This is a genomic window from Aeromonas sp. EERV15 (assembly GCF_900079845.1).
Classification (GTDB): Bacteria; Pseudomonadota; Gammaproteobacteria; order Enterobacterales; family Aeromonadaceae; genus Aeromonas; species Aeromonas sobria.
The window spans coordinates 59,537-85,180 of record NZ_FKKY02000005.1 but is presented as its reverse complement, the minus strand read 5'-3'; the positions used below and the strand labels follow the sequence as shown (position 1 = coordinate 85,180).

The window sequence follows — 25,644 nt, the reverse complement described above, 5'->3', positions numbered from 1 at the left end:
GAGGAAAAGAGAAGCCATGCCAAAACGTAACGACCTACAGAGCATCCTGATCCTCGGCGCTGGCCCCATTGTTATCGGCCAGGCCTGCGAATTTGACTACTCCGGCGCTCAGGCCTGCAAAGCCCTGCGCGAGGAGGGCTACCGCGTCATTCTGGTGAACTCCAACCCAGCCACCATCATGACCGACCCGGAGATGGCAGACGCCACCTACATCGAGCCCATCACTTGGGAAGTGGTGCGCGAGATCATCAAGAAAGAGCGCCCGGATGCCGTACTGCCCACCATGGGCGGCCAGACAGCACTGAACTGCGCGCTGGATCTTGAAAAACACGGCGTACTGGCCGAGTTCGGGGTCGAGATGATCGGTGCCACTGCCGATGCCATCGACAAGGCCGAAGATCGCCGTCGTTTCGACATCGCCATGAAGAGCATTGGTCTGGAGTGTCCGCGCGCCGGTATCGCCCACAACATGGAAGAGGCGTGGGGCGTGCAGCAGATGGTCGGCTTCCCCTGCATCATCCGTCCCTCCTTTACCATGGGTGGCTCCGGCGGCGGCATCGCCTACAACACCGAAGAGTTTGTCGAGATCTGCGAGCGCGGTCTGGACTTGTCGCCGACCAAAGAGCTGCTGATCGATGAGTCACTCATCGGCTGGAAAGAGTACGAGATGGAAGTGGTGCGGGATCGCAACGACAACTGCATCATCGTCTGCACCATCGAAAACTTCGACCCCATGGGTATCCACACCGGTGACTCCATCACGGTCGCGCCAGCCCAGACGCTGACCGACAAGGAGTTCCAGATCATGCGCAATGCCTCCATGGCGATACTGCGCGAGATCGGCGTCGAGACCGGCGGCTCCAACGTCCAGTTCGGCATCAACCCGAAAGATGGCCGCATGGTCATCATCGAGATGAACCCGCGGGTGTCACGCTCCTCCGCGCTGGCCTCCAAGGCGACCGGTTTCCCCATCGCCAAGATTGCTGCCAAGCTGGCCATCGGTTACACCCTCGACGAGTTGATGAACGACATCACTGGCGGTCGTACTCCGGCCTCCTTCGAGCCGGCCATCGACTACGTGGTCACCAAGGTGCCGCGCTTCAACTTCGAAAAGTTCGCCGGTGCCAACGATCGCCTGACTACCCAGATGAAATCGGTCGGCGAAGTGATGGCCATTGGCCGCAACTTCCAGGAGTCCCTGCACAAGGCGCTGCGCAGCCTCGAGACCGGCAAGACCGGCTTTGACCCCATGGTTGACCTCAATGCTCCGGACTCCCTGACTCGCATCCGTCACGAGCTGCAGGATGCTGGTTGCGACCGCATCTGGTACATCGCCGATGCGTTTCGCGCCGGTCTCTCCATGGATGGCATCTTCAAGCTGACCAAGATTGACCCCTGGTTCCTGGTGCAGATTGAGGATCTGGTGAAGCTGGAAGAAGAGGTGAAAGAGCGCGGCATGGCCGGTCTCGATGCCGACTTCCTGCGCGCCCTCAAGCGCAAAGGCTTTGCTGATGCCCGTCTGGCCAAGATCCTCGGCGTAGCCGAAGGCGAAGTGCGCAAACTGCGTGCCCGCCACAATATCTTCCCGGTCTACAAGCGGGTCGATACCTGCGCCGCCGAGTTCGCCACCAACACCGCCTACATGTACTCCAGCTACGACGAGGAGTGCGAAGCGGCTCCGAGCAACCGCGACAAGATCATGATTATCGGCGGCGGCCCGAACCGTATCGGTCAGGGTATCGAGTTTGACTACTGCTGCGTACACGCAGCGCTGGCCCTGCGCGAAGACGGTTACGAGACCATCATGGTCAACTGCAACCCGGAGACCGTCTCCACCGATTACGACACCTCCGACCGCCTCTACTTCGAGCCGGTGACCCTGGAAGATGTGCTGGAAATCGTCCGCATCGAAAAACCCAAGGGCGTTATCGTCCAGTACGGTGGCCAGACCCCGCTGAAACTGGCCCGTGCGCTGGAAGCCAACGGCGTGCCGATCATCGGTACCAGCCCGGATGCCATCGACCGCGCCGAAGACCGCGAGCGCTTCCAGTCTGCCGTTGAGCGCCTCGGCCTCAAGCAGCCGGAAAATGGCACCGTCACCGCGTTGGAGCAGGCAGTGCTGACCGCCGAGCGGATCACCTACCCGCTGGTGGTGCGCCCTTCCTACGTATTGGGTGGCCGCGCCATGGAGATCGTCTATGACGAGACCGACCTGCGTCGCTACTTCGCCGAGGCGGTGAGCGTCTCCAACGAATCACCGGTGCTGCTGGACCGCTTCCTGGACGATGCCACCGAGCTGGACGTGGATGCCATCTGCGACGGCGTTGACGTGGTCATCGGCGGCATCATGGAGCATATCGAGCAGGCCGGTATCCACTCCGGTGACTCCGGCTGCTCCCTGCCACCTTATACCTTGTCCAAGAAAATTCAGGACGAGATCCGCGAGCAGGTGCGCAAGCTGGCGCTGGAGCTCGGTGTGGTCGGCCTGATGAACGTGCAGTTTGCGGTCAAGGGCGATGACATCTACCTCATCGAAGTGAACCCGCGCGCCGCCCGTACCGTGCCGTTCGTCTCCAAGGCGACCGGTGCGCCGCTGGCCAAGATTGCCGCCCGCGTCATGGCCGGTCAGTCGCTGCAACAACAGGGCTTCACCAAAGAGATCATCCCGCCCTACTACTCGGTGAAAGAGGTGGTACTGCCGTTCGCCAAGTTCCCGGGTGTTGACCCGCTACTGGGGCCAGAGATGCGCTCTACCGGTGAAGTGATGGGTGTGGGCAACAGCTTTGCCGAGGCCTATGCCAAGGCCCAGCTGGGTGCCAGCCATGCGGTGCCGAAAGAGGGCCGTGCCCTCTTGTCAGTGCGTCACAGCGACAAAGCGCTGGTGGTGGATTTGGCCGCCAAGCTGCTGGAGCTGGGCTACGAGCTGGATGCCACTCACGGCACCGCAGTGGCGCTGGGGGAAGCGAGCATCAACCCGCGCCTGGTCAACAAGGTGCACGAGGGTCGCCCGCACATTCTGGATCGCATCAAGAATGGCGAGTACACCTACATCGTCAACACCGCCGAAGGGCGAGTGGCGATCCAGGACTCCAAGCAGCTGCGCCGCGCCGCCTTGCAGCACAAAGTGGCTTATACCACCACCATGAATGAGGCGTTTGCCACCTGCATGGCCATCAGCATGGATGCCACCGCCAACGTCAACTCGGTGCAGGAGCTGCATCAGCGCGTGAAAAACCGCTAAGGAGTTTGCAGCGGGCATCAGCCCGACTTGCCAGACGACCAACCCCCGCCAGCAATGGCGGGGGTTTCTTTTTATCCGCCGCTAACAGTGCGGCTCGGGACGAGTGAGTCATTGAGGAAGGTTATGACTGCTGTATCACAGACAGTGGATGGTGCGTGGGGCGGCAAAAGTGGGCAAGGGGGGGCGCAGAGGCGAGCGCGGGTTTCAACTGCCGCAGGCAATCCTCTACAATGGCCTCACTTTGCTTGTCAGTGCAGTGCCACAGGCGCTGCCTGAAGTGGTCAACCCAAAATGGAAATGCTTATGACCGCAGTGCCTTCATGTCGTCTTATTACCCTCTGTGCTGCCTTGCTGCTGGCCGGTTGTGCCAGTGATCCCGCCTCCGCCCCGACCAAAGAGGCGAGCGTGAGCGCCCCCAAAACACCGCCTGCCATGCAACCGCGCAAACCGGCTGATATGAAGAGCCGCATCGTGACGTTTTTGCCCCGCAATGTGGTCGATAAACAGGGGTGGGCCAGCGACGTGGTGACGGCGCTCACCACCCAAGGGGTGACGGTCAATGATCACAACGTCTGCTCCGTGCTGGCGGTGGCGGAGCAGGAGGCCACCTATCAGGCCGACCCTGTGGTGCCGGGTCTTGGCAAGATCGCCTGGAAGGAGATCAACTCACGGGCGGCCAAGTTGCTGATCCCCGAGTTTATGGTGCGGGCCGCGCTCTCCATCAACTCGCCGACCGGCAAGAGCTACGCCGAGCGCATCGACAAGCTGCGCACCGAGCGGGAGATGAGCGAGATCTTCGAGGACATGATCAGCATGCTGCCGATGGGCAAGACCCTGTTTGGCAACCTCAACCCGGTGCATACCGGCGGCCCGATGCAGGTGAGCATCGCCTTTGCCGAGGCCAACGCCCGTGGCTACCCCTATCCCGTCAAGGATTCCATTCGCCACGAAGTCTTTACCCGCCGTGGCGGCATCTGGTTTGGCACCAAGCACATCTTCGGCTATCCCGCCGACTACCTGGATACTCTCTACCGCTTTGCCGACTTCAACGCCGGTTGGTACGCCAGCCGCAACGCCGCCTTTCAGGCCGCAGTCAGCCGTTTGAGTGGCAAAACTCTGGCGCTGGATGGGGATCTGATCCGCTATGACTCGGATCTGCCGGGTAACACCGAGCTGGCGGTATACACCCTCGCCAGCCGAGTCAATATGAGCAAACAGGCGATCCACCAGAGCCTGCGCAAAGGGGACACCGCCGAGTTTGCCGAGACCGACCTCTACCATCGAGTCTTTACTCTGGCCGACCAGCAAGCGGGCAAGCGGCAACCCCGCGCCATCCTGCCCGGCATTCAGCTAAAGAGCCCCAAGATCACCCGCAATCTCACCACCGCCTGGTTTGCCAAGCGGGTGGATGACAGGGAGCAACGCTGCGTACGGCAGATGGCGACCATTCGCTAGGAAACAACAAGGGCGGCCAATTGGCCGCCTTTGTTGTTTCCACAGGTGTAAGGAGGTTTATCTCTCCTCTGCTCGTAGCGTGATGATCTGCCGACATGTCGGATAACCGCTGCATCCCCAGAACTGCTCACCCTTGTTGCTGCCGCGGCGTGCTGTTCGTAGCACCATAGCATTGCCACATTTCGGGGAGTGTTGCTGAGCGTGGCTCGCTTCAGCAGGCACGGGGATCATTTCTCTTGCCACACGTGCGGGGTTGCTCTGGGAAGAGGGAACGGCAGGTTGGCTGTGACGAGCCTTTAACTGCGCCACATGCTGTTTATGGGTCTGCCAATTGGCTGCCAGTCGTCCCCGCTGGATGGTGTCGATCACCCGAGTGACTTCGGCTGGGGTCAACACCTGTGTGGTTTTGCCCTTGATATAGCGAATAAGCCCGTGGTTCATCACGTTCTCCGGCATCTGAGTTTTAAAGGTGCAGTCGCCAATAAAATAGATGACAGAGTGCAGCTGATGATCCGCCAGCCCCAGCAGGGATTTGAGCGTCATCAGATGCAGATAGTTCTGGCGCAGAGGATTTTGAAAACTGTGCCTGCGGCGATAGAGCTGCTGGGTCCAGCTCTTATGGGCCGGATTGCCAAATATCCACCCCTTGATGTTTTTGGTCTCAATGACAAACACCCCGAAGCGCGAGACGAGCACATGGTCGATCTGGGTGCTGCCTTGCGGGGTTGGCAGGGTGACATCCTTGAGCAAGTGGTACTCCCGCTTGTCGAGAAAGAGCCGGATACCGAGATTGATAAAGGCCTCCCCGATCATCCCCTTGAACCAGGGCGTTTTGATCAGGGCTGCAAGCAACAGCAGGGGCAGCAGATACCAGAGCTGGTTCAGCAGAACCGTAATAACGGGTGTGAAGTCCATTTCAACTCGCTTCTTTCAGATGCGCTATTACATCCCAGAGTAGCGATAGGTGCAGCCGCTCAAGTCACCCAGCACGGTTTTTGTGCTCTGTGGGGTAGGGGCAAAACTGGCCATTTTCTTATCGTCGACATAAACATCGAAGGCGCTTGCTTTGGTGATGACCTCAAGAAAGCTTGCCCAAGCATTGTCGCCGTTTCGCCAACCCAATTTCTCCGGTAGCCAGTAGCCGTTGCCATCGATCAGTAGCTCTACTTTGTGGTTGTCTGCAGGTGAGAGATCCTGTCCGTTTGCGAGAACAAAACTAACGCCAGTCAGATCGCCATTATCCGAATAACCGACGTCACAGCTGAGAGTGAAGGTGTCTCCTTGCTCATTCTTGATGACATGTTCCGCAATCCCCTGACCGAAACCGCTACTCCAGATATTAGGGATCGCCATTGCTGTTGGGGTTAGCAGGCTGGCGCTTAGCAACAAGACAATGGAACGCATGATATCTCCTGTACACATGGCAATAGGGCTTCGAACCGAACCATCTTACCAAGCCTATCGGCGTGAATATGTGACTGATTGCACTAACTGTGTGACGACGCAGGATTTTTGCGGGGGGGAGGTGATAACTGCCAGGGCGGCGAGCTGTTTAACAGGAGAGTGATAACCAACCAGCATCCAGACAGGTCAGGGGCACGTTATCGAGTATGGCGTCCAACTAAAAAAGCTCGTGATAGGGCTTTGAGTCTGGTAATGGGGGCGTGGCGAGCAGAAGCATACTCGAACCAGCGGTTAGCCTGCTCTCTACTATGCGCCATGGGCGTTGCACTCATTATCTGAATTTACGACGTAGTGGCGATTTGGTTTGCTGTTGCGATATAGCCGGATATTTTTTGCCAGATAAGGCGTGAAATAACGGCTTAGAAACTCATGGCCAGTCCGATGGAATAACCGCTGGTGTTGTGGCTGAACATATAGCGGGCGACCAGACGGGTGCGACTGACGATGATGTCGTATTTGCTGCTGTCGAGCTCCAGCCCGAGACCAAGGGAGTTGAGGGAGTTGAACCCGAGCAGGCCGCGCTGCTCGCCGAGGTATTCGGTGCGCGCCCCCTCCATCACATAGCGCAGCGGGCGATCGAGCAGCGTCCAGTCAAACACCGGGGCCCGGCGGCGCAGGTAGATACCGAGGTTCTCCGCTTCGGCGCTGCCGCGCACACTCTCCGAGGTGTTGCCAAAGCTCTGCAGGTGCTGGTAGGAGTAACGCACCTCGGCGTCGATATCCTGCGTGTTGGAAAAGAGCTCGTAGTCGAGCATTAGCGAGCCCCCCACTCCGTACATATTGAGCTGGCCATTTTCGAGAAAATCGAGGGAGTAACCCTTGGTGCGCTCCAGCAGCCAGTTGCCGATCCGCAGATCGCTGGCCATGGTGCCCAGCGAGACGTTGGCGATGGGGCGCAGCACCCAGTGGCCGCCACGCTGGTCTTCATGGAGGGCGATATCCCAGCCGACCCCGCCCGAGGCGGTCACGCTGTTCCATTTGGTCGGGAGGGTGCGGCTCTCGGTGCCGTTGCTCACCACGAACTGGGGATCGTAGCGGCTAAAGCCGATCGCCCCTTCCAGATAGATGGGCACGGCTTCGCTCATGGTGGCGCCGCCACCGATCTGGGTCATGTTGAGGGCGGCAGATTGATTGGTGCCGCTGCCGATATCGAGGTTGCTGGCGGTGATGTCGGGTACCACGGTGAAGGTCATCAGCGAGAGCACCGCATTGGCGCGATCTTGCGCCCACTCCTGATCCGGGGTCGCGCCATGGACGGCGCTGCCGGATAGCGCCAGCATCAGCAACAACATCTGCAATAAAGAGGAAAAAGGTCGGAGCATGAGCGTGATTCCCGATAAGCGGCGTCTGGTTGCCCTGGCTTTACTGTAGCGAGCTTCCCGCCGGTTGGCACGAGGTAAAGAGGGGGGAGTGAGCGTCGCTTGCGGTCGGTTGCCGCTAGGGGGCAAGCCTTTGCCACACTGACGGCAGCGCTTTGCAGTTTGTCGCTAAAGCTTGCCGTCTTGCCGCCGATATCTCTGGTGAGATCGTGTGGAGGGCAGGCAATTGAACGCTTGGATGTTGGGGTTGGTCAGCATATCCGTGAGTATGCAGTTACAGGCTGGGGTCACCGAATTCGGTGCCGGTCTGGATCAATCCGTCTGGCGTTTGACCTCAGATACCCAGATTGAGTGTCGCCTTGAGCACCCCATTCCCAACTGGGGTACGGGGGCCTTTGTCAGCCGCGCCGGGCGCAAGATCAACCTCGACTTCGAGCTCAAGGGCAAGCGGCCGCAGGCCCGCACCGAGACGGTGAGTCTTGGCATCATGCCACCGATCTGGCGCCCCGGTATCGCGGGGCGAGAAGTGAGCCAGCTGCGCTTCTATCAGCAGTTTGACGGATTAGTTGAAGGGCAAACCGCCTGGACCATGCTCGACGAGCTGGAAGGGGGGCGGATGCCGACCTTCCAGTATCGGGACTGGTATCGTCAGAACCGGCCGGTGCGGGTGTCCCTCTCGTCAGTCAACTTTCGGGTGAAATATCAGGCTTTTATCGATTGCCTGAGCGGACTGTTGCCCTACAGCTTCAACGACATCGCCTTTAGCGTGCTCACCTATGACAAGAACAGCGATCAGCTCTCCATCGCCTCCAAGCGGCGGTTGGCGATGATCAGCGAGTTTATCAAGGCGGACAAGAGCATCGACGTGGTGGTGATCGACGCCTACAGCGACAGCTACGGCGGCCGCTGGCCGAACCAGAAGCTTTCGGAAAAGCGGGCCGATGCCATCAAGAAGGTGTTTGTCGATCTGGGGCTGGAGCCCGGCAAGGTCTCGGTGGAGGGGCACGGCGAGAAGCAGCATGTCTCCTCCAACGAAACCGAACAGGGGCGCGCCAAGAACCGGCGGGTGGTGATCAGCATGGGGCGCAATGGCGAGATCTAGCGCCGCCATCGGCAGCTGGGCATAAAAAAGAGCGCATCTGCGCTCTTTTTTGATCCTGCCATCCGGCAGCGGGAGTCGGGCAGCTTAGACGCTGTCGCCGAGGCCAGTACCGGCATCTTTCTTGGCGATCAGTTCAATCTTGTAACCGTCCGGATCTTCGACGAAGGCGATCACGGTAGTGCCACCCTTGACCGGGCCCGGCTCGCGGGTGATCTTGGCGCCGGCGGCGCGCAGGGCGTCGCAGGTGGCATAGATGTCGTCCGCTTCCAGCGCGATATGGCCGTAGGCAGAGCCCAGTTCGTACTCGCTCACCCCCCAGTTGTAGGTCAGCTCGATCACCGCATCATCTTTCTCGTCACCGTAGCCCACGAAGGCCAGGGTGTACTTGTACTCGCTGTTCTCGCTCTTGCGCAGCAGCGTCATGCCGAGTACGCGGGTGTAGAAGTCGATGGAGCGTTGCAGATCGCCGACACGCAGCATGGTATGCAGAATTCTCATTGCTCAGTTCTCCGGGTTGGTGATGTGTACTGCTTTCAATCTCGGTTGCGAGGCTATCTATCTCGGGATAGACCTTCTCTTTGTATTCGCACAGATCTTCGATGATACAGGAACCGCAGCCGCAGATGTTTGCGAGCGAGACAGGTATGACGGTGGTGGCGCCCAATCATTCAGCTCTCGGGATAGACCTTCTCTTTGTATTCGCACAAGTCTTCGATGATACAGGAACCGCAACGGGGCTTGCGAGCGAGACAGGTGTAACGCCCGTGCAGGATCAGCCAGTGGTGGACATCCAGCTTGAACTCGGCGGGTACTACTTTGAGCAGCTTCTCCTCCACCTGATCCACATTCTTGCCTACCGCAAAGCCGGTGCGGTTCGAGACCCGGAAGATATGGGTATCGACGGCGATGGTGGGCCAGCCAAAGGCGGTGTTGAGCACCACGTTGGCGGTCTTGCGGCCGACGCCGGGCAGGGCTTCCAGCGCTTCGCGGTTCTCCGGCACCTCGCCGCCATGGCGCTCCAGCAGGATGGCGCAGGTCTTGATGACGTTCTCGGCCTTGGTGTTGAAGAGGCCGATGGTCTTGATATAGCTTTTGAGCCCGTCCACCCCGAGATCCAGCATTGCTTGCGGGGTGTTGGCCACCGGATAGAGCTTGTCGGTCGCCTTGTTGACGCTGACATCGGTCGCCTGCGCCGAGAGCAGCACGGCGATCAAGAGCTCGAACGGCGAGTTGAAATTGAGCTCTGTAGTGGGGTGGGGGTTGTTTTCCCGCAGTCGCTCGAGGATCTCTCTGCGTTTCTGGTTGTTCATGCCTTGCGTCCGATCATAGTTCGGTCGCCCGGACGCGAGCCGGGGCAACGTTGCAGTGGGCCACTGTGGCTGCCTGTTTGCGGTCCCGCCAGTCGTTGATGGCATTCTTGGCAGCGATCAGCAGCCCCAGCCCGATAAAGCCGCCCGGCGGCAAAATCGCCAGCAGCAGGCTGGCATCGGCGTGGAATAGCTCGATGCGCAGGGATTTGGCCCACTCGCCCAGCAGCAGCTCGGCGCCATCAAACAGGGTGCCCATGCCGATGATCTCGCGCATGCCGCCCAGTACCAGCAGCACCAGGGTAAAACCAAGGCCCATCATCAGGCCGTCGAGGGCCGCCAGCAGCGGCGGATTCTTGGAGGCATACGCCTCGGCGCGGCCGATGATGACGCAGTTGGTGACGATGAGGGCGATAAAGATGCCGAGTGCCTGATAGAGGCCATAGGTGTAGGCGTTCATCAGCAGCTGTACGCTGGTCACCAGCGAGGCGATGATCATCACATAGACCGGGATGCGAATATCCTTCGGCACCCAGTTGCGCACCAGCGAGACGGCGAGGTTTGAGCAGACCAGCACTGCCATGGTGGCAAGGCCCAGCCCCAGCGCATTGGTAAAGGTGGAGGAGACGGCGAGGGTCGGGCAGAGCCCCAGCACCTGCACCAGCGAGGGGTTGTTCTTCCACAGCCCCTGACTCATCAGCTCCTTGAGCTCGCCCTTGCGGCTTTCCAGCTCGGCAATCGGGGTTGTGCCCGTTTCAATCTGTTCCATCTGGTTCATGATGGCTCGACTCCGTTAGTTCGCCGCCGGACAAGCCGGGGCGTTGCTGAGCAGTTCGGGTTGCTCCTGCTGCAGTTTAAGCAGGTTCTTCACCGCCTTGACCACAGCTCGCGGGGTGATGGTGGCGCCGGTAAAGGCATCGAACTCGCCGCCATCCTTCTTCACCGCCCATTGGGGCTCGTTGTCATGGGTCAGGAATTTTCCGGCAAAGCGGTTGATCCAGTCCGATTTCTTCAGTTCGATCTTGTCACCAAGGCCCGGGGTCTCGTTGTGAGCGAGCACACGCACGGCGGTGATGGTGCCCTTGGCATCAAAGCCCGCCACGATGCGGATCGCCCCGCTGTAGCCATCCGGCGCGATCGCCTCCAGCGCATAGCCGGTCACCACGCCATTTTTGCTGGCGGTATAGAGAGCCTGCGGCTGATCGCTGCCCAGATACTTCCTGCTGGTCACCTGCTTACAGCTGGCCACCAGATCGTTGTCATAGCTCCCCTCCGGCAGCAATACCGAGAGGGTCTGCTGCTTCTCCAGCTGCTGCTGGTGGGCGATTTTATCCTTGGTCAGCTCGTTGGTCAGTACCACCAGCGCGGTACAGCCCAGCGCGAACATCGCCAGAATAAGACCGTTCTTGCGCATGCTCTTTAACATGTACGGGCTCCGTCAGCTGTGATGGGGGAAAAGGGCAGAAACATCATTGGCGACGAGCTCCATACACTTTCGGGCGAGTCAGGCTGTCAATAAAGGGTACGCAGAGGTTGGCCAGCAGCACGGCGAAGGCAAACGCATCGGGATAGCCGCCAAAGCGGCGAATGATGTAGACCAGCACCCCGATCAGCACGCCATAGACCAGTCGGCCGCGCGGCGTGGTGCAGGCACTGACTGGATCGGTGGCGATAAAGAAGGCCCCCAGCATGGTAGCGCCGCTAAAGAGATGGAACATGGGCGTGGCAGTCGCATCCGGGCTTACCAGATAGCCGATGGTGGAGGCAGCCAGCAGGGCACCGAGAATCGCGGTGGGAATGCGCCAGTTGATCACCTTCTGTTGCAGTAGGAACAGGCCGCCCAGCAGATAGCCGAGGTTGACCCAGCTCCAGCCGATACCGCCCCAACCCTCGAACAGCGGGCCGCTCAGGATCTCGCCGGTGGTGAGCCCCTGAGTCAGGCCGGTTTTCAGGGTATCGAGGGGGGTCGCCATGGTGAGACCATCCACCCCCTGCTTGAGCTGCGCCATGCTGTAGCCGTCGAGGCTAAAGCCGGTGAAGATCACCGATGCGGCATCGCCAAAGCCGAGGCTGTAGGCGCGCACGCTCTCCGGCGGCAGCCAGCTGGTCATCTGCACCGGGAAGGAGACCAGCAGCAGCACATAGGCGACCATGGCCGGGTTGAACAGGTTCTGGCCCAGTCCGCCGTAAAGGTGTTTGGCGACAATGATGGCAAAGGCCGTGCCCACCACCAGCATCCACCACGGCAGCAGCGGCGGCAGGGAGAGACCGATCAGCACGGCGGTGAGCGCCGCACTGCCATCCATCAGGGCAGGCTTGATAGCGCGGCCCCGCAGCTTGAGCACCAGCGCCTCGCACAGCAGCGCAGTGACCAGCGCCAGCAGGATCTGGATAAAGGAGCCCCAGCCGAAGAACCAGGTCTGGGCCAGCAAGCCCGGCACGCAGGCCAGGATCACCAGCAGCATCAGGGTTCGGGTCTGTTTGCGGTTATGGGCAAACGGTGCAGTCGCAATATTGAACATGAGTCTGTCGATTACCTTGTGGTTGTTCGGTCGGCTGACGGGGCATCTTCCGCTGCGGTCCCGGCGGCTCTGGCCGCCTCGGCCGCCAGCTTCTTCGCCTTGGCGCGGGCCACGGCAGCTGCAATGGCCGCTTTTTTCGGATCAACCGGGGCATCAGCTGCAGGGGCGTTCGCTTCAGGCACGGCAGTGACGGCAAGTGGTTGCTCACTGCTGGCTGCATCGCTTTGCATCGGCTCGGCCGGTGCGCGCTCACTCTCAGTTCCGGCACTCTCTACCTCAGCACTGGTACTTGCGCTCTGCTGGGCCAGCTTTTTGGCCTTGGCACGGGCGATGGCTGCGGCGATAGCGGCTTTCTTGGGATCGACCGCTTCGCTTGCAGCCGTATCGCTGTGGCTGGTGTTTACTTCGCTCTTGGCTAGCGCCACATCGCGGGTCTCCGCGCTTGCTGATAGCTCACCTTGCGTACCCTCAGCACCGGCACTTTCGCCCTGCTGGGCCAGCTTTTTGGCCTTGGCACGGGCGATGGCCGCGGCGATAGCGGCTTTCTTGGGATCGACCGCTTCACTTGCAGCCGTATCGCTTTGGCTGGTGGTTACTTCGCTCTTGGCTACCGCCACGTCGCGGGTCTCCGCGCTGGCAGTAGGCTCACTCTGCGCGCCTTCAGCACCGGCACTTTCGCCCTGCTGGGCCAGCTTTTTGGCCTTGGCGCGGGCAATGGCAGCGGCGATAGCGGCTTTCTTGGGATCGACCGCTTCGCTGGCAGCAGATGGCGCATCGCCTTGCGAGCCTGCGTCTGCTACCGCGCTGTTGGCTGCGCTTACCGGCTCGCCACTGGCTTCGGCCTTTTTAGCTTTGGCACGGGCGATGGCGGCGGCAATCGCCGCTTTTTTCGGATCAACCGCTGCCTTTTGTTGATCAGCATCTACCGCAGGCGCAGCAGTAGTTTCGGCAGTCGCAGGCTCGGCGCTATCGCCAGCCTGAGCGGCTTTCTTGGCCTTGGCGCGGGCCAGTGCGGCGGCGATGGCTGCTTTCTTGGGATCGCTGGCGGGGTCAACCGCCTCGGCGGATTGGGGCGCTGCGGCGGCAGTGTCGCTGTTTGCGCTCTCCGCCAGTTTGGCGGCGCGGCGCGCCTCCGCTTCCCGTTTGCGGGCTTCGCGGGCGGCAATCACCGCGCTATTGTCAGGCAATCCCTCGGCGGTGGCTGTAATGGCAGTGATGGGGGCATCCTGCTTGGCCTTGATGCGGGCCAGTGCCGCTGCCACCGGATCTTCCCCGCCTGCGGCCGTCATGGTCTGACGGCGCTGGGCGGCGGCTTCGGCATGGCGCGCTTCGCGGGCCGCTTTCTCCCGCTCGAAACGGGCCTGCTTGGCCTCGAAACGCTGCTTGGCGCGCTCGGCTTTATCGGCCTCGGCACGGGCTTCGCGAATGTCGTCCTTGGCGATCTTGTAGTACTGCACCAGCGGGATCTCGCTCGGGCAGACCCAGGCGCAGGCGCCGCACTCGATGCAGTCCATCAGGTTGAGCTTCTCGGCCTTGTCATACTCCTTGGCCCGGCTGTACCAGTAGAGCTCTTGCGGCAGCAGGGTGGCCGGGCAGGCATCGGCGCAGGCGCTGCAACGGATGCAGGGCTGCTCCGGGCCGGGGGCGGGCAGCTCGGCCTGCGTCGGCGCCAGCAGGCAGTTGGTGGCCTTGACCACAGGCACCATGGCGTGGGGCAGGGTAAAGCCCATCATGGGGCCCCCCATGATCACCCGCTGCTCCGCTTCCGGTTGCAGCTCGAAACGCTGCAACAGCCAGCGCACCGGCGTACCCAGGCGCACCCAGGCGTTGCCGGGTTTTTTGAAGCTGTCGCCGGTAAGGGTGACGATCCGCTCGATCAGCGGCTCGCCGTCGATAATGGCGCGCTTGATGGCAAACACGGTGGCGACGTTGAGCACCATGATGCCGATATCGACCGCGCGGCCGCCTTTGGGCACCTGACGGCCGGTTAGCAGCTCGATAGTCTGCTTGGCACCGCCTGAGGGGTACTTGGTCGGCACCGTCTTGACCAGCACATCTTCATCGGTGGCGTGGCGGGTCAGCTGCTCGATCGCTTCGGGCTTGTTGTCTTCCACCCCGATCAGGGTGAGTTTCGGTTTGAGCAGGTGCTTGAGCACCCGGATGCCATCCATGATCTCGTCGGCGTACTGCTGCATCAGCCGATCGTCGGTGGTGATATAGGGTTCGCACTCCAGCCCGTTGACGATCAGGATCTCGGTGAGCTGGCCGCGGCCGTCGAGCTTGCTGTGGGTGGGGAACACGGCGCCGCCAAGGCCCGCTACCCCTGCCTGCTGGATGCGCTCGAGCAGCTCGCCCCGCTCCAGATTCCAGTAATCGGGTTTGCCATTGCGCTCGCCCCACTCATCCTCTCCATCCGGGGTGAGAATGACGCAGAGATCGCCGAGCCCGGAGGGGTGGGCAACCGTGTGGTTGCCAATCTCGGTGATGGTGCCGGAGGTGGAGGCATGGACAGGGACGACCCGTCCCTTGGCATAACGGGTCAGCGGCTGCCCTTTTTTGACCTTGTCGCCCACCTGCACCAGCAGATCGCCGGCGGGGCCTGCGTGCTGGCGCAGCGGAATGATGAGGCGCGGTGGCAGACCGGCGTCTACCACCGGGCTCTGGCTTGATTGCAGCTTGTTGTCGGCGGGGTGAATGCCACCGTGAAAGTCCCAGAGCGTGCCGGCTTTGATACGTTCGAGTAAGGAATGCATGGTTGCTCCGCTGTTTATTCCACTATCTTGACCGGAATCTTGCCCGGAACATGCACGTTATTGAGATCCCACTTCCAGTTATCGACCGTGGTGGGCACCGGGATCATCTCGATGCAGTCGGTCGGGCAGGGATCGACACAGAGATCGCAACCGGTGCACTCGTTGGCAATCACGGTATGCATCGCCTTGGTGGCGCCGACGATGGCATCTACCGGGCAGGCCTGAATGCACTTGGTGCAGCCGATGCACTGATCTTCGTGGATAAAGGCGACCTTTTTGACTGGCACGGCGGCCTCGTCACTGCCCCCCAGTGGCTGGGGCTCGACCCCCATCAGATCGGCAATTTTGCGCATGGTGGCCTCGCCACCGGGTACGCACTTGTTGATCTGATCGCCGTTGGCGAGCGCCTCGGCGTAGGGTTTGCAGCCGGGATAGCCGCACTGGCCACACTGGGTCTGGGGCAGCAGGGCATCGAGCTGATCGACGATGGGGTCTGCTTCCACATGAAACTTGACGGCGGCAAAGCCCAGGATAATCCCGAACGCCAGCGCCAGCAGGGTGAGCACCAGAATGGCAAAGAGAATATGGATCATGGTTATATCTTGATAAGGCCGGTAAAGCCCATAAAGGCCAGCGACATCAGACCGGCGGTGATCATGGCAATCGACACCCCGCGAAACGGCGCGGGTACATCGGCGGCGACCAGACGCTCGCGCATGGCGGCAAACAGGATCAACACCAGCGAGAAGCCGGTGGCGGCGCCAAAGCCGTAGATCACGCTCTGGATAAAGTCGTGTCGCTCATTGATGCTCAGCAGCGCCACCCCGAGCACCGCGCAGTTGGTGGTGATGAGGGGCAGGAAGATCCCCAGCAGACGATAGAGGGTCGGGCTGCTCTTGCGCACCACCATCTCGGTAAACTGCACCACCACGGCGATCACCAGAATAAAGGCGAGGGTGCGCAGATAGGCGATATCCAGCGGCAGCAGGATATAGTGCTCCACCAGATAGGAGCTGGCACTGGCGAGGGTCATCACGAAGGTGGTCGCCAGCCCCATGCCGATGGCGGTTTCCAGCTTGCCGGAGACCCCCATAAAGGGGCAGAGGCCGAGGAATTTCACCAGCACGAAGTTGTTAACCAGCACGGTGCCGATCAATAAAAGCAGGTACTCAGTCATCAATTACCGTCACTGAAAGTCGGGTTATCGGGGGTTGAAGGCGGGCGGTATTATCTGACGTTAGGGCCAGTTAAACAACCGCAAGGCCGCATGGTTATTATGCAACTGGATAATTTAGCCGGGGTTTTGGGCAGATTTCGGAAGGTTGCTTATCGGCTTTGCCAGCACTTTTGCTGACAAAGCCGGGATAGCAGTAAGGTGTTCAGGCTGGATGCGTGCGCAATAACTCTCCGTAATAATCTGGCAGTGCTGAAAATCCGGTCAATTCTCCTTGCAGCTCAGACAGTCTGGTCAGTTTCATTGCGGCTCTGAAACTGTGTGCATCAAGCGTAGCGAGAGGGTGAGCCAGCTCGATAGATGGTCCCAGCTCCAGCAACCAGTAAGGATTGACATTCCCCTCGGCCTGCGGTGTACCTGTCTGCTCTTCGGTCAGTTGTTCCCGGCGCAGCTTCTGGCATGTCAGCACAGGCCAGACCCGAGCTACCTCCCGTGTCAGACCATCGGCCGCAAGGGTGGCAACGGCCAGATAGCTGATCTCGTGCATCAACTGATCATCGTAACGAGTGGCAATAGTTTCGGCAGGGGTGTGATACCAGCGGGCAGAACCATCACGAAATGCATCGAAGTAGCTCGCCGGGCGGCTGTTTTCCAGTGCGGTCGGAATGATCAGGGTGAGATCATGGTGGCGGACTTGCTGCATCCCCAGGGTGGCAATCCGGCTGGGCTCTTCCAGATAGAAGTGGCCCGAGTGGATGGCAGGATAGCGGAACTCTTCCCCCGATTTACCCAGCTTTTGCTCAAGGAAGGTTTGCAGCCAGCAAGAGCCGCTGTGATCCTCTGCTGGCAACAGGGCAAAGGCTCCGATACCAATCCGGTCGATCGCCTCCTGATAGGGATTTTTCTCTTCGGGTTGCTGGCTCATAAAGCCCGGATAGAGCGCAAAAGCGCCAAAGGTGGGGCGGCTTGGTATTGCGTCCCCCTGTTGCTGATAGAGCAGGGCGTCCCGATAACGGTGCATCTGGTTGATAGCATCATCGGGCACCCTGTCTCTCGGATCATCTTGAGTGCCGTTATCGACCCGGTACTTGGCATCAAACAGCCAGATAAAGGTGTCGCCACTGCCAGTGGTGGCCTCGATCAGAATGTCCGGCTTCTGGGGAACCAGCAGGGAGTGAACCGGCTTGTTGGTCTTGTGAAATCTGGGTTCATGGGCCAGCTTGAGCCTTACACCGTCTGCTGTACGAAGGTACTCCCAGCAGTACTTCATCCCCTCGGCCAGCCGGGTATCCCAGCCATCGCGGGTGAAGTTAAATGCAGGTGTTTTCACCTCGGTAAATCCCAGCGTCAGGATAATCCGGCGCACCTCTATCACGCACCAGAGCTCGTAGAGCTGATCCATGCTGCGCACGCCGGCCACGGCATCATTTCCCAACGCATCGAGATAGAGGCGCAGTTGCTGCCAGACCCGGTAAACCGTGCTATAGCCGCTCTTTTGCTGCAGTACCAGAGACTCGCGTTGTAACACCGCCGCCGGACCTATCTCCTGCATCAGGGGGTGAGCCAGCGCCTGATCCAGCGGTTTGCTCCACGCCTTCAGACGGTCAAAAAAGGCCCTGGACAGCAGGGTGCGATCGCCCTGTTGTGTCAGCTGTTGCAGCATCCTTCCGGTGCGCTCCAGCACAAACTTGATAAAGCGGTTTTCCGGGGTATCCGTGGTCAGTTGTTTACGTTCCACCCGGTATCTGCGCTCGATACCGTTATCCAGATCCTGGCGGATCTGTTCGGCCTGCTTCGGGCGTGGCGGGCGCTTCATTCTGGCGGCCAGCAGATATTCGGTCTTGCTTTGCAGCCTGCTGTGGGGCGCATTGATGATCTGGCGGATCCCCCGCTCAAGGTCCTTGTGCAGGGCTTCGAAATGGGCAAGCCAGAGCAGGGGGAACGGTTCGGCCTTGCGCTGGCTGCGTCCTCCTTGCTGACTGGTTGCGCTGTTCAGGGTAAAACGCCAGTAGGGGTACTGCTCATCCAGCACCTGATGGATCAGCGGCACATCCCGGCGGATATCCAGCTTGACCGGATAGACCTCGAACCAGAGCGTCAGCTGAACGCGAGCAGCTTTTCCTGTCGCCGATTTCGGTTGATAAGAGAAGGGGAGTGCAAGTGTGCCTACTTCGTTGCCGGTATTGAATCCCCCCAGCAGCTCCTGCGATCCATGCCTGCTTTTGAAGCGAAACGACTCGCAGATCCGCTGCAGATGATGCTCCAGCCGCGGCGTATCACTCCCCTCGCTAACGCCGTGAAGAAACTCCCATTCGAATTCGTAAAAGCAGTTCTCATACAACAGAGGGGTTGGCAGTACCAGAGCGGAGAGCGCCTGATCATCAGGCAGCTCCAGCGGGCAGCCATCAACCTCAGCCAGAGTGATGGAAAGGGGCTGCGAGAAGCGCACAACTGGCGGTTCGTATCTGCCAGCACTCGCTGGCAGGCCCGCTTTGTCGATCTCCTGTTGATGATGGGCGCGGGTAGCTTGTAACTGCCGATAACGATCCCCGACCGTCTTCTCATTGGCATAGATCCGCAAAATCCAGTCACGGCTCTGCAGGGTAAACAGGCACTCCATCACAACCCCCTTACGGCCAGAAGCTGGTAAAGCACTGCCGTGCCAGCCGCTCTTTCATCCAGGCCAGTTTCTTCTTGCTGCGGCAGGGGACGTGCGGAGTTTCAGCGGGGGCGGAATCTTCACCGGCGGCAGCCACCTTGCAGTTAAACAGGTCAGGGCGTGTCCCCTCCCAGTGCTCGGTAAATTGTTCTGCAAGCACTTTTTCCAGGTCTGTCAGCAGGTCGCTATCAGCCGTCTGATGGCTGCGCAACTTGTCGCTATCCCCCTCAATGCGCGGCAATACCTTGCACATCATAAAGTCATCCCAGATGGCGACCAGTTCTGCGGGATTGGCGGGGCGATGGGCCAGCAGGGCCAGCATCAGCTCGTTCAGGGCGCGATAGGCCAGTTCGAACGGACTCTGTTGCAGCACCTCGTTGACTGCCTTCAGGAAGGTGACGCTCTCTTTACTGTATTGCTCCAGCTCGGGGACTTCAGTGATGGCACGCCCGTCTGACCAGGTCGGATAACCCAGCCGTTTTGGCTGCAATGCCGATGCAAAGTAGGCATCGAAATCGTTGGGGAAGAACTCGTTAAAGTCGAAGGTGAGGGCCCTGTCGATCACCTTGCGGGAAAAGCCGTGGGTGGTCTCGTCCATATTGACGGTACCGGCCACCATCAGGTTGAAGGGGATAGCGATACCGTGCTGGCAGAAGCTGGCCCAGATCTGCTGATGTAGGGCAATATTCAGGTCCAGTCCCAGTTTTTCCGCCAGTTCGGTATGCGCGTTCTGATCCAGTTGCTGGCTAAGCGTATCTGCTTTGAGCAGGGGATCGCACTGGTAGACATAGCCGTAGTCCACCCCTTCATTGTCGTTAAATTCAGTCAGTTCGGGTGAGGTATACCAGTGGCGGGTCTCCAGTACCGATAGATAGTCGGCGAAATATTGTTCAACCGGAGCCAGGTTCATCTCGTCGAGGCAGAGCCAGAAGGGGGGGATATGGTCCAGTTGTTCCTGGCTCAGACCAATCTTGCCATCGGCTCTGACTTCGCCAATACGCTCGAAAATATGAATCCAGGCTTGAGTAATAAAATGTAGTATCGGCGTTGATACATACTCTTTTTTACCACTGATCCTGGAGATATAGCCCAGCAGATCAGAGGGTTCGTGCCAGTCTGGCCGTACAGGTACCAGGCAGTAATTCTTCTGGCCTGGATAGTCCTTGACCTGCTCACGAATAAAGCGGGTTTTCCCTGTGCCAGAAATACCTGCTAACAAGAGAAATGGTTTATATGAACTCAGGTTTAAAGCCTCGTTAGTGGCAAAATCATCATTATCTGATTTGAATTCTTCGCCACTAACATCGCATATTTTTCCAGTGTCATGAATCCATTTGTTAAAATATTGTATGACTTTATTTTTTCCTTTGTTTCTTCCCGTCTTTGCTTTCATGTAACCAATGTGTGATGTATGGCAAAGTATAGTTTCTATAATTGTCCTGTCATTTCCACTACTATTGAAAACAGTATCGATATGGATGGGCTTATTCTGTATTAGCGCATCTATAGCAAGTTTGAATCTATCGAACGAGATATTTACAACATCAGGGCCGCGAGTAGCAGAAATTATTTTATCATTCTGGTTGATATCAATAATTTTTGTCGTTTTCTCGCTCGAAATATATTTCAGATTATTGCCTCTTAAGGCAATAATCTCATCTAAAATTTCGTCAAAGATGATGTCACTACTCATTAATTCACTCCATGAAATCAGCGATAGTTTTTGCTATACCATATGAGAATTTATATGGAACCCCATTACCAATTGTTTTGAACATTGCCGAAAGAGTCATTGTTGGAGGCAATTCAAACTCTTTTGGCAGTGACTGAATAGCCAGAGCCTCTGCTGCAGAAATCCGCCGAGGTAACCATGGGTGTAAATGCACTTCGTTATTGCCATAGGCCGCAGTAGGTGAATATCTCCAGCGATGTAGTCTTTTGTATGACTTTTTGGTGGTATCACCCTCTTCTATCACCATGAACTTGGCCAGACCTGCTCTGGGAGTAAAATAATGCTGACTATTAGGATGTTCATCCACATTATTCTCTTTAAACCACCAGCTTACGGTTAATTCCTCTGGTACTTCAGCTTTGCTGGGGGTTGAGTTGAATGGGGTTTGGGTTGGCCAGGGATAATTAAATGCCATCTTGTTAGGGTATGGCATATATCTCTCCCAAGAAAAGCTACTCATTGCTTCATCTACATGGTTTAAGGAACCAAACATGATGATGCGGTCTCTATCTTGGGGGGCGCCAAACTCAATTGAGTTTATTAGCCTCTCAGTAATAGCGTAACCAGTATCTTGAAGCTGTTTTTTTATTGATTCATAAAACTCACGGTGTTTTTTTGTACGCCACAAGCCTTTGACATTTTCGAAAACAAACCAATCTGGCTTGTTTTTAATAATCAAATCTACATATGACTTGGAAAGACGGCCATTCTCACCATCGTGACCTTTATTCTTTCCTGCAACCGAAAAGTCTGGGCATGGTGGACCACCAATAAAGCCAACACTCTCTGACTTGCTTCTTGCACTACTTACCATTGTCTTAAGCTCTGAGCTTAAAGGACCATCGAGAAAGTCATCTATGGAGTTCAAAAAATGACCAAACTCAGGTTCCGGGATACCCATTTTCTTTCTGCTGTATTTGTATGCATTGAGAAAATCTTTGTTCAGTTCATTAACGAAAACGACATTAAATCCTGCTTTTTCAAAGCCGAGATCCAGAAAACCGGAGCCTGAAAAAAAAGAAAAAACAGAGTGGTTCATTGATTGATTCTCTTGGTAATGAATTTTTGAGCTGGATAGTCAGTAGTTATGAAGCTCTTTGAATGCATCGAAACTGTGTGATGTATATCCAATGACAGTACTAAAATCTCGTTGATTAACTGTGCGTTTATACAGTAAATGGTGCTGATTCACAAGCGAGGCGACATTGTGACAGATATCGTGAAGCCCCAAAAGCGTAGCGAGATGATGGCCGGTATTCGTAACCGGGATACCCGTCCCGAGAAGCGGGTGCGCGCCATGTTGCATCATGCCGGGTTTCGCTATCGCTTGCACAATACCGCCTTGCCGGGCACGCCGGATCTCTGGCTGGCGCGCTATCGTGCGGTGATCGAGGTGAATGGCTGCTTCTGGCATGGTCATGATTGTCATCTCTTCAAGCTGCCATCGAGCAGAACCGACTTCTGGCAGACCAAGATTGCCAGCAATCGTGCGCGTGATGCCCGTCACCTGGCCGAGCTGGACCAGCTGGGTATCCGCCGTCTGATCATCTGGGAGTGTGCCCTGAAAGGGCGTCTGCGCCATGATCCGGAGCGACTGCTCCTGGTTATCAGCTGGTGGCTGACCAGCGGCATCAGTCATGGCGAGATTGCCGGTGGCCGTGAACTGCAGATCGCCATGGATCATTCCCGTCCATATAGCTGACCGGATAGCACTCTTGGCCCAGCTTCCACCGCTTGTGAAAAGTGATTATTTTTTGTTGCCAAATCAGTAAGCTGTTGTCGTCTGTTACTCGTTTGAAAATCGCTCCGGTTTTAGTGATACAGCCCGACAGTGACAACCACAGGGAGGTGGTGATGGATCCGGTTTCCTATCTTTTTTCGGCTTATCTCAATCTGGTACAGCAGCAGGTTGCGGATATCTATGGCACCGAGGCCAAGACGCTGGTGGTGCAGTATGAGGGGGAGTCGGTCCCGTTCTCTTTCCAGCTGTGGCAGATCCAGCAGCCGAGCGTCTGTCGTCCTTATGAGCAGGATGTGCGGCGCTTTAGCCAGTGCACGGTCAAGGCGTCCGCCCTGTTTCACAAGCTGTGCGACGACCTGACCCGGCAGGATGACAGCAGTTGGCAACTGCCCAAATTTCGCACCATGTACTGCTCGGCGGCCGTCAGTTATCGGCCGATGATTGCTGAAATCGGTGATGCCAAACAGAGTCCGGCCAAGCTGGCGGAGCGCGCCTGTAATCAGGCGATTCTGGCGGCGATGGACAGTGACGATGAGACCCTGCTGGCCCAGCGAGAGAAAGCGTGTGCTGCGGTGCAGTGAAGCGGATTTTTCTGACTACATCATCACTCGCGCTCTCTTTGCGCGCCATGGCACACATGGGTTATTCCTTGCCGGGTATGATGGGGTTGCCCGCAGTGGCGGCGACAGTCGGACGCTCGTAGGCATATGCCGGTCACATCAGCCAGATCACCACCAGGAGGTAACCATGATCAGCCATATCGACCATCTGGTATTGACGGTCAGCGATATCGAACGGGCCGTGGCGTTTTACAGTTCGGTGCTCAATATGGAGGCCATCACCTTCGGTGCGGGGCGCCGGGCGGTAGGGTTTGGCAACCAGAAGATCAATCTGCAACTGCTTGGGCAGGAGCCGCGCAATCGGGCGCAGGTGGGGTCGGGGGATGTCTGCCTTATCACCCGCTGGCCGCTGGAGCAGGTGATGGCCCAGCTGGCCTGCCACGGGGTGGAGATTGTCGAGGGGCCGGTGACCAAAAGTGGCGCCTGCGGGCCGATAGAGTCACTCTATTTCCTCGACCCGGACCAGAACCTGATAGAAGTGAGCCGTTATCCCTGAAAGCGCTGGTGCTGCGCCTGACGGTGCAACACCTATCAGAGTCGGTCTACTTCCTCGACCCAGACCAAAACTTGATAGAAGTGAGCATCTATCCCTGACAGGGCTGGCGCGGCGCCTGACGGTGCAACACCTATCAGAGTCGGTCTATTTCCTCGACCCGGATCAGAACCTGATTGAGGTCAGCATCTATCCCTGATCCCCCCTGAGCCATCACCCGCATCGCCATCTACAACAGAGAGGGGCCGTCAATTGACGGCCCCTCTCTCGTATCGCTATCGCGCCAGTGGCGCTTTGCCGATGTGGCAGAGACGCCCTAGAAAGGCGCGCTGCTCTCGTCGGCATCCTGTAAAAACTGCTCCAGCTCGGCCTGATAGGCCTCGTCATTGTGACTGCTGCTGGCAGCGGGGACGGCTGCAGGCCGGGCGATGGGAGGGGCGGTGAGGGTCTCCATCACCCGCTGCTGCAGATAGGGGTAGAAGGGGTTGGAGGAGGTGCGGGTGAGGGCGCCGGGGTTGACGATCAGTACCCCGCGCTCGCCGCGCAGGGCCAGACCGCCGAGATTGATGCCGTATTGCTCACGCTGCTCCGGGCGCGCCGCCATGCCATAGAGAGGGTCGTCCATCGGGAAGGGGAGCGCCACGTGGGAGAGGGAGTAGATCTCCTTGGGGTAATCGATACCCAGCGGGCGGACTTGCTCAGGCTGGTCGGCGGTGGCCAGCGTCCTGGCTTGCGTCGCGGGGGAAGCGGGTTCGACGTTGCCCACCACGGTGAGGCAGTAGTGCTGGGGGGCGTTTGGCAGCAAACGGTGCAGCGCCAGCTCGGAGGCCGAGCTCATCAGCGGGCCAAACAGGGTGCTGCGGTTGATATCAAACAGCACCAGTTCGCTGCCGTTGGCCGGCAGGTAGTGGTAGAGATCGGCAATGATGGAGCGGGTGCTGACGGTGTAGTCCATCACCGACTGGAAGGTGAGGGCGGGGGGAAACGCCGCCAGCTCGCCACTGGCAGCCAGTTGCCGCACCTGCTGCTGGATGGCGTGGGTCAGGCGATAGGACTGGCGCGCCCCGTTGACCGGAAACGAGTTGTACTTGAACGGGTTGAACTCCGGCATGGTGTCGAGCCAGGCGGCGTTGGCAAAGGCGGGCAGCAGGGCAGGCACGGCCTTGAGCCCGGCGAAGCGGGCAAAGCGGGTCACCCCGATCATCGGGGAGATCAGCACCAGCCGATCCGGTTTTGCCAGCGCACCGCTCTGGTCGGTCAGCGCATCGAGCGCATATTTCACCGCCAGCGCGCCGCCGTTGGAAAAGCCCACCAGATGCAGCGGCCGCTTGCCCGGCGCCAGCAATCTGGCCTCCCGAACCGCCAGTCGGGTGGCGGCCAGCCAGGTCTCCCAATCCACATCCACGAGGCCAGCGGGCACAGTGCCGTGGCCGGGGATCCGTAGCCCCAGCGCGATAAAACCCTGCTGCTGATAGCGTCTGGCCAGATGGCGCAGGCTATAGGGGGAGTCGGTCAAGCCGTGCAGCAGCACCGCCACCCCTTTGACTTCCCCCTCGGGGCGCAGCAGGTAGGAGCGGTTCCAGTTCTCCTGAAAACGGGTGGGGTTGATGGGGGAGTCCTGATAGTAGCGATTGCTGGCCAGTTGCTGCTCAGGCGGCGTTTTGGCAACCACCTCGGTGGCCACCAGCTCGAACAGCTGATCTTCGCGGGTCAGATAGGCTTGCCAGTCGCTGCTATCGAGCTCATCGGCACTGAGTTCGGGGGGCACCACTGTGTGCCACAGCTGCAGCGGCGCTGCCTGCCAGGCGAAGTAGGCGATCACCGCCCATGCAGTCAGCAACAGCAGCAACAGGGTCAGCAGAGCACGGCGGATGAGGCGGCGAGTGTGAGCCAGCATGGCGCAATCCTTGGCGATAGGGGTGGGGCCGCGTCTGAGCGGGCGAGTTCGGCGCAGCACCCAAGGCGCTCACAACCGGCTTAAAGCCTAATGGAAACAAGGTGATATGTATAGTTGATGGCGACTGGCTGCGCCGGAGTCGGGCGTCTGCTCCCGCCAGCAACG

Annotated in this window: 21 protein-coding genes; 6 read left to right on the top strand and 15 right to left on the bottom strand. The window is 58.7% G+C overall.

Annotated features, from left to right (window positions below; all coding sequences use genetic code 11):
- Window positions 1-16 precede the first annotated feature (16 nt).
- The gene (gene carB / locus BN4575_RS05915) at window positions 17-3,241 is read left to right on the top strand and encodes a carbamoyl-phosphate synthase large subunit (RefSeq protein WP_042018859.1); all 3,225 of its coding nucleotides are present in this window, start codon (window positions 17-19) and stop codon (window positions 3,239-3,241) included.
- A gap of 303 nt (window positions 3,242-3,544) precedes the next feature.
- Entirely contained in the window at window positions 3,545-4,696 is a 1,152-nt protein-coding gene (locus tag BN4575_RS05910) for a DUF1615 domain-containing protein (RefSeq protein WP_068977508.1), read from the top strand.
- A gap of 57 nt (window positions 4,697-4,753) precedes the next feature.
- Here the strand turns inward: BN4575_RS05910 and BN4575_RS05905 are convergent, their stop codons facing one another.
- From BN4575_RS05905 to BN4575_RS05895, 3 genes are all read right to left on the bottom strand, one after another.
- Window positions 4,754-5,611 (bottom strand): nuclease-related domain-containing protein, encoded by an 858-nt coding sequence (locus tag BN4575_RS05905; RefSeq protein WP_068977507.1) that lies wholly within the window; start codon window positions 5,609-5,611, stop codon window positions 4,754-4,756.
- A 27-nt stretch (window positions 5,612-5,638) separates the two neighbouring features.
- Window positions 5,639-6,100, bottom strand: a complete 462-nt coding sequence (locus BN4575_RS05900) for a hypothetical protein (RefSeq protein ID WP_083221003.1) — start codon at window positions 6,098-6,100, stop codon at window positions 5,639-5,641.
- Between the two features lie 419 nt (window positions 6,101-6,519).
- Window positions 6,520-7,482 carry an autotransporter domain-containing protein gene (locus BN4575_RS05895; protein WP_068977506.1) on the bottom strand — a complete coding sequence of 321 codons (963 nt, stop codon included), beginning with the start codon at window positions 7,480-7,482 and terminating at the stop codon, window positions 6,520-6,522.
- A 223-nt stretch (window positions 7,483-7,705) separates the two neighbouring features.
- Here BN4575_RS05895 and BN4575_RS05890 point away from each other — a divergent pair, with 223 nt between their 5' ends.
- The gene (locus BN4575_RS05890) at window positions 7,706-8,581 is read left to right on the top strand and encodes a flagellar protein MotY (RefSeq protein ID WP_176716420.1); all 876 of its coding nucleotides are present in this window, start codon (window positions 7,706-7,708) and stop codon (window positions 8,579-8,581) included.
- 84 nt (window positions 8,582-8,665) lie between these two features.
- Here the strand turns inward: BN4575_RS05890 and gloA are convergent, their stop codons facing one another.
- The 11 genes from gloA to BN4575_RS05835 all read right to left on the bottom strand — a co-directional run bounded on the left by gloA (window position 8,666) and on the right by BN4575_RS05835 (window position 21,767).
- On the bottom strand, window positions 8,666-9,079 hold the full coding sequence (gloA, locus tag BN4575_RS05885; RefSeq protein ID WP_068977505.1) for a lactoylglutathione lyase: 414 nt from the start codon (window positions 9,077-9,079) through the stop codon (window positions 8,666-8,668).
- A 170-nt stretch (window positions 9,080-9,249) separates the two neighbouring features.
- A complete protein-coding gene (gene nth, locus BN4575_RS05880; RefSeq protein WP_068977504.1) occupies window positions 9,250-9,891 on the bottom strand; it encodes an endonuclease III in 642 nt (213 codons plus the stop codon).
- A gap of 13 nt (window positions 9,892-9,904) precedes the next feature.
- Window positions 9,905-10,657 (bottom strand): electron transport complex subunit E, encoded by a 753-nt coding sequence (locus BN4575_RS05875; protein WP_068977593.1) that lies wholly within the window; start codon window positions 10,655-10,657, stop codon window positions 9,905-9,907.
- 24 nt (window positions 10,658-10,681) lie between these two features.
- Window positions 10,682-11,314 carry an electron transport complex subunit RsxG gene (gene rsxG, locus BN4575_RS05870; RefSeq protein ID WP_021230643.1) on the bottom strand — a complete coding sequence of 211 codons (633 nt, stop codon included), beginning with the start codon at window positions 11,312-11,314 and terminating at the stop codon, window positions 10,682-10,684.
- A 43-nt stretch (window positions 11,315-11,357) separates the two neighbouring features.
- On the bottom strand, window positions 11,358-12,410 hold the full coding sequence (rsxD, locus tag BN4575_RS05865; RefSeq protein WP_005337606.1) for an electron transport complex subunit RsxD: 1,053 nt from the start codon (window positions 12,408-12,410) through the stop codon (window positions 11,358-11,360).
- Window positions 12,411-12,421: 11 nt separating this feature from the next.
- The gene (gene rsxC, locus BN4575_RS05860) at window positions 12,422-15,163 is read right to left on the bottom strand and encodes an electron transport complex subunit RsxC (protein ID WP_068977503.1); all 2,742 of its coding nucleotides are present in this window, start codon (window positions 15,161-15,163) and stop codon (window positions 12,422-12,424) included.
- 14 nt (window positions 15,164-15,177) lie between these two features.
- Complete coding sequence (gene rsxB / locus BN4575_RS05855) at window positions 15,178-15,756, bottom strand: electron transport complex subunit RsxB (RefSeq protein WP_005350799.1); 579 nt, start codon at window positions 15,754-15,756, stop codon at window positions 15,178-15,180.
- Window positions 15,757-15,758: 2 nt separating this feature from the next.
- Window positions 15,759-16,340, bottom strand: coding sequence for an electron transport complex subunit RsxA (rsxA, locus tag BN4575_RS05850; protein WP_005337600.1), 582 nt, complete (start codon window positions 16,338-16,340; stop codon window positions 15,759-15,761).
- Between the two features lie 202 nt (window positions 16,341-16,542).
- Complete coding sequence (locus BN4575_RS05845) at window positions 16,543-18,957, bottom strand: DUF2357 domain-containing protein (RefSeq protein WP_068977502.1); 2,415 nt, start codon at window positions 18,955-18,957, stop codon at window positions 16,543-16,545.
- Window positions 18,958-18,967: 10 nt separating this feature from the next.
- On the bottom strand, window positions 18,968-20,215 hold the full coding sequence (locus BN4575_RS05840) for an McrB family protein (protein WP_218060764.1): 1,248 nt from the start codon (window positions 20,213-20,215) through the stop codon (window positions 18,968-18,970).
- Window positions 20,216-20,693: 478 nt separating this feature from the next.
- Entirely contained in the window at window positions 20,694-21,767 is a 1,074-nt protein-coding gene (locus BN4575_RS05835; protein WP_068977501.1) for a DNA cytosine methyltransferase, read from the bottom strand.
- A gap of 168 nt (window positions 21,768-21,935) precedes the next feature.
- On the opposite strand from BN4575_RS05835, the gene BN4575_RS05830 reads away from it, so the two are divergent.
- The 3 genes from BN4575_RS05830 to BN4575_RS05820 all read left to right on the top strand — a co-directional run bounded on the left by BN4575_RS05830 (window position 21,936) and on the right by BN4575_RS05820 (window position 23,585).
- Complete coding sequence (locus BN4575_RS05830; protein ID WP_068977591.1) at window positions 21,936-22,430, top strand: very short patch repair endonuclease; 495 nt, start codon at window positions 21,936-21,938, stop codon at window positions 22,428-22,430.
- A gap of 152 nt (window positions 22,431-22,582) precedes the next feature.
- The gene (locus tag BN4575_RS05825) at window positions 22,583-23,050 is read left to right on the top strand and encodes a hypothetical protein (RefSeq protein WP_068977500.1); all 468 of its coding nucleotides are present in this window, start codon (window positions 22,583-22,585) and stop codon (window positions 23,048-23,050) included.
- Window positions 23,051-23,216: 166 nt separating this feature from the next.
- On the top strand, window positions 23,217-23,585 hold the full coding sequence (locus BN4575_RS05820; RefSeq protein WP_068977499.1) for a VOC family protein: 369 nt from the start codon (window positions 23,217-23,219) through the stop codon (window positions 23,583-23,585).
- Window positions 23,586-23,898: 313 nt separating this feature from the next.
- On the opposite strand, the gene BN4575_RS05815 is transcribed toward BN4575_RS05820, so the two are convergent.
- Window positions 23,899-25,479 (bottom strand): alpha/beta hydrolase, encoded by a 1,581-nt coding sequence (locus BN4575_RS05815; RefSeq protein WP_068977498.1) that lies wholly within the window; start codon window positions 25,477-25,479, stop codon window positions 23,899-23,901.
- Window positions 25,480-25,644: the final 165 nt, after the last annotated feature.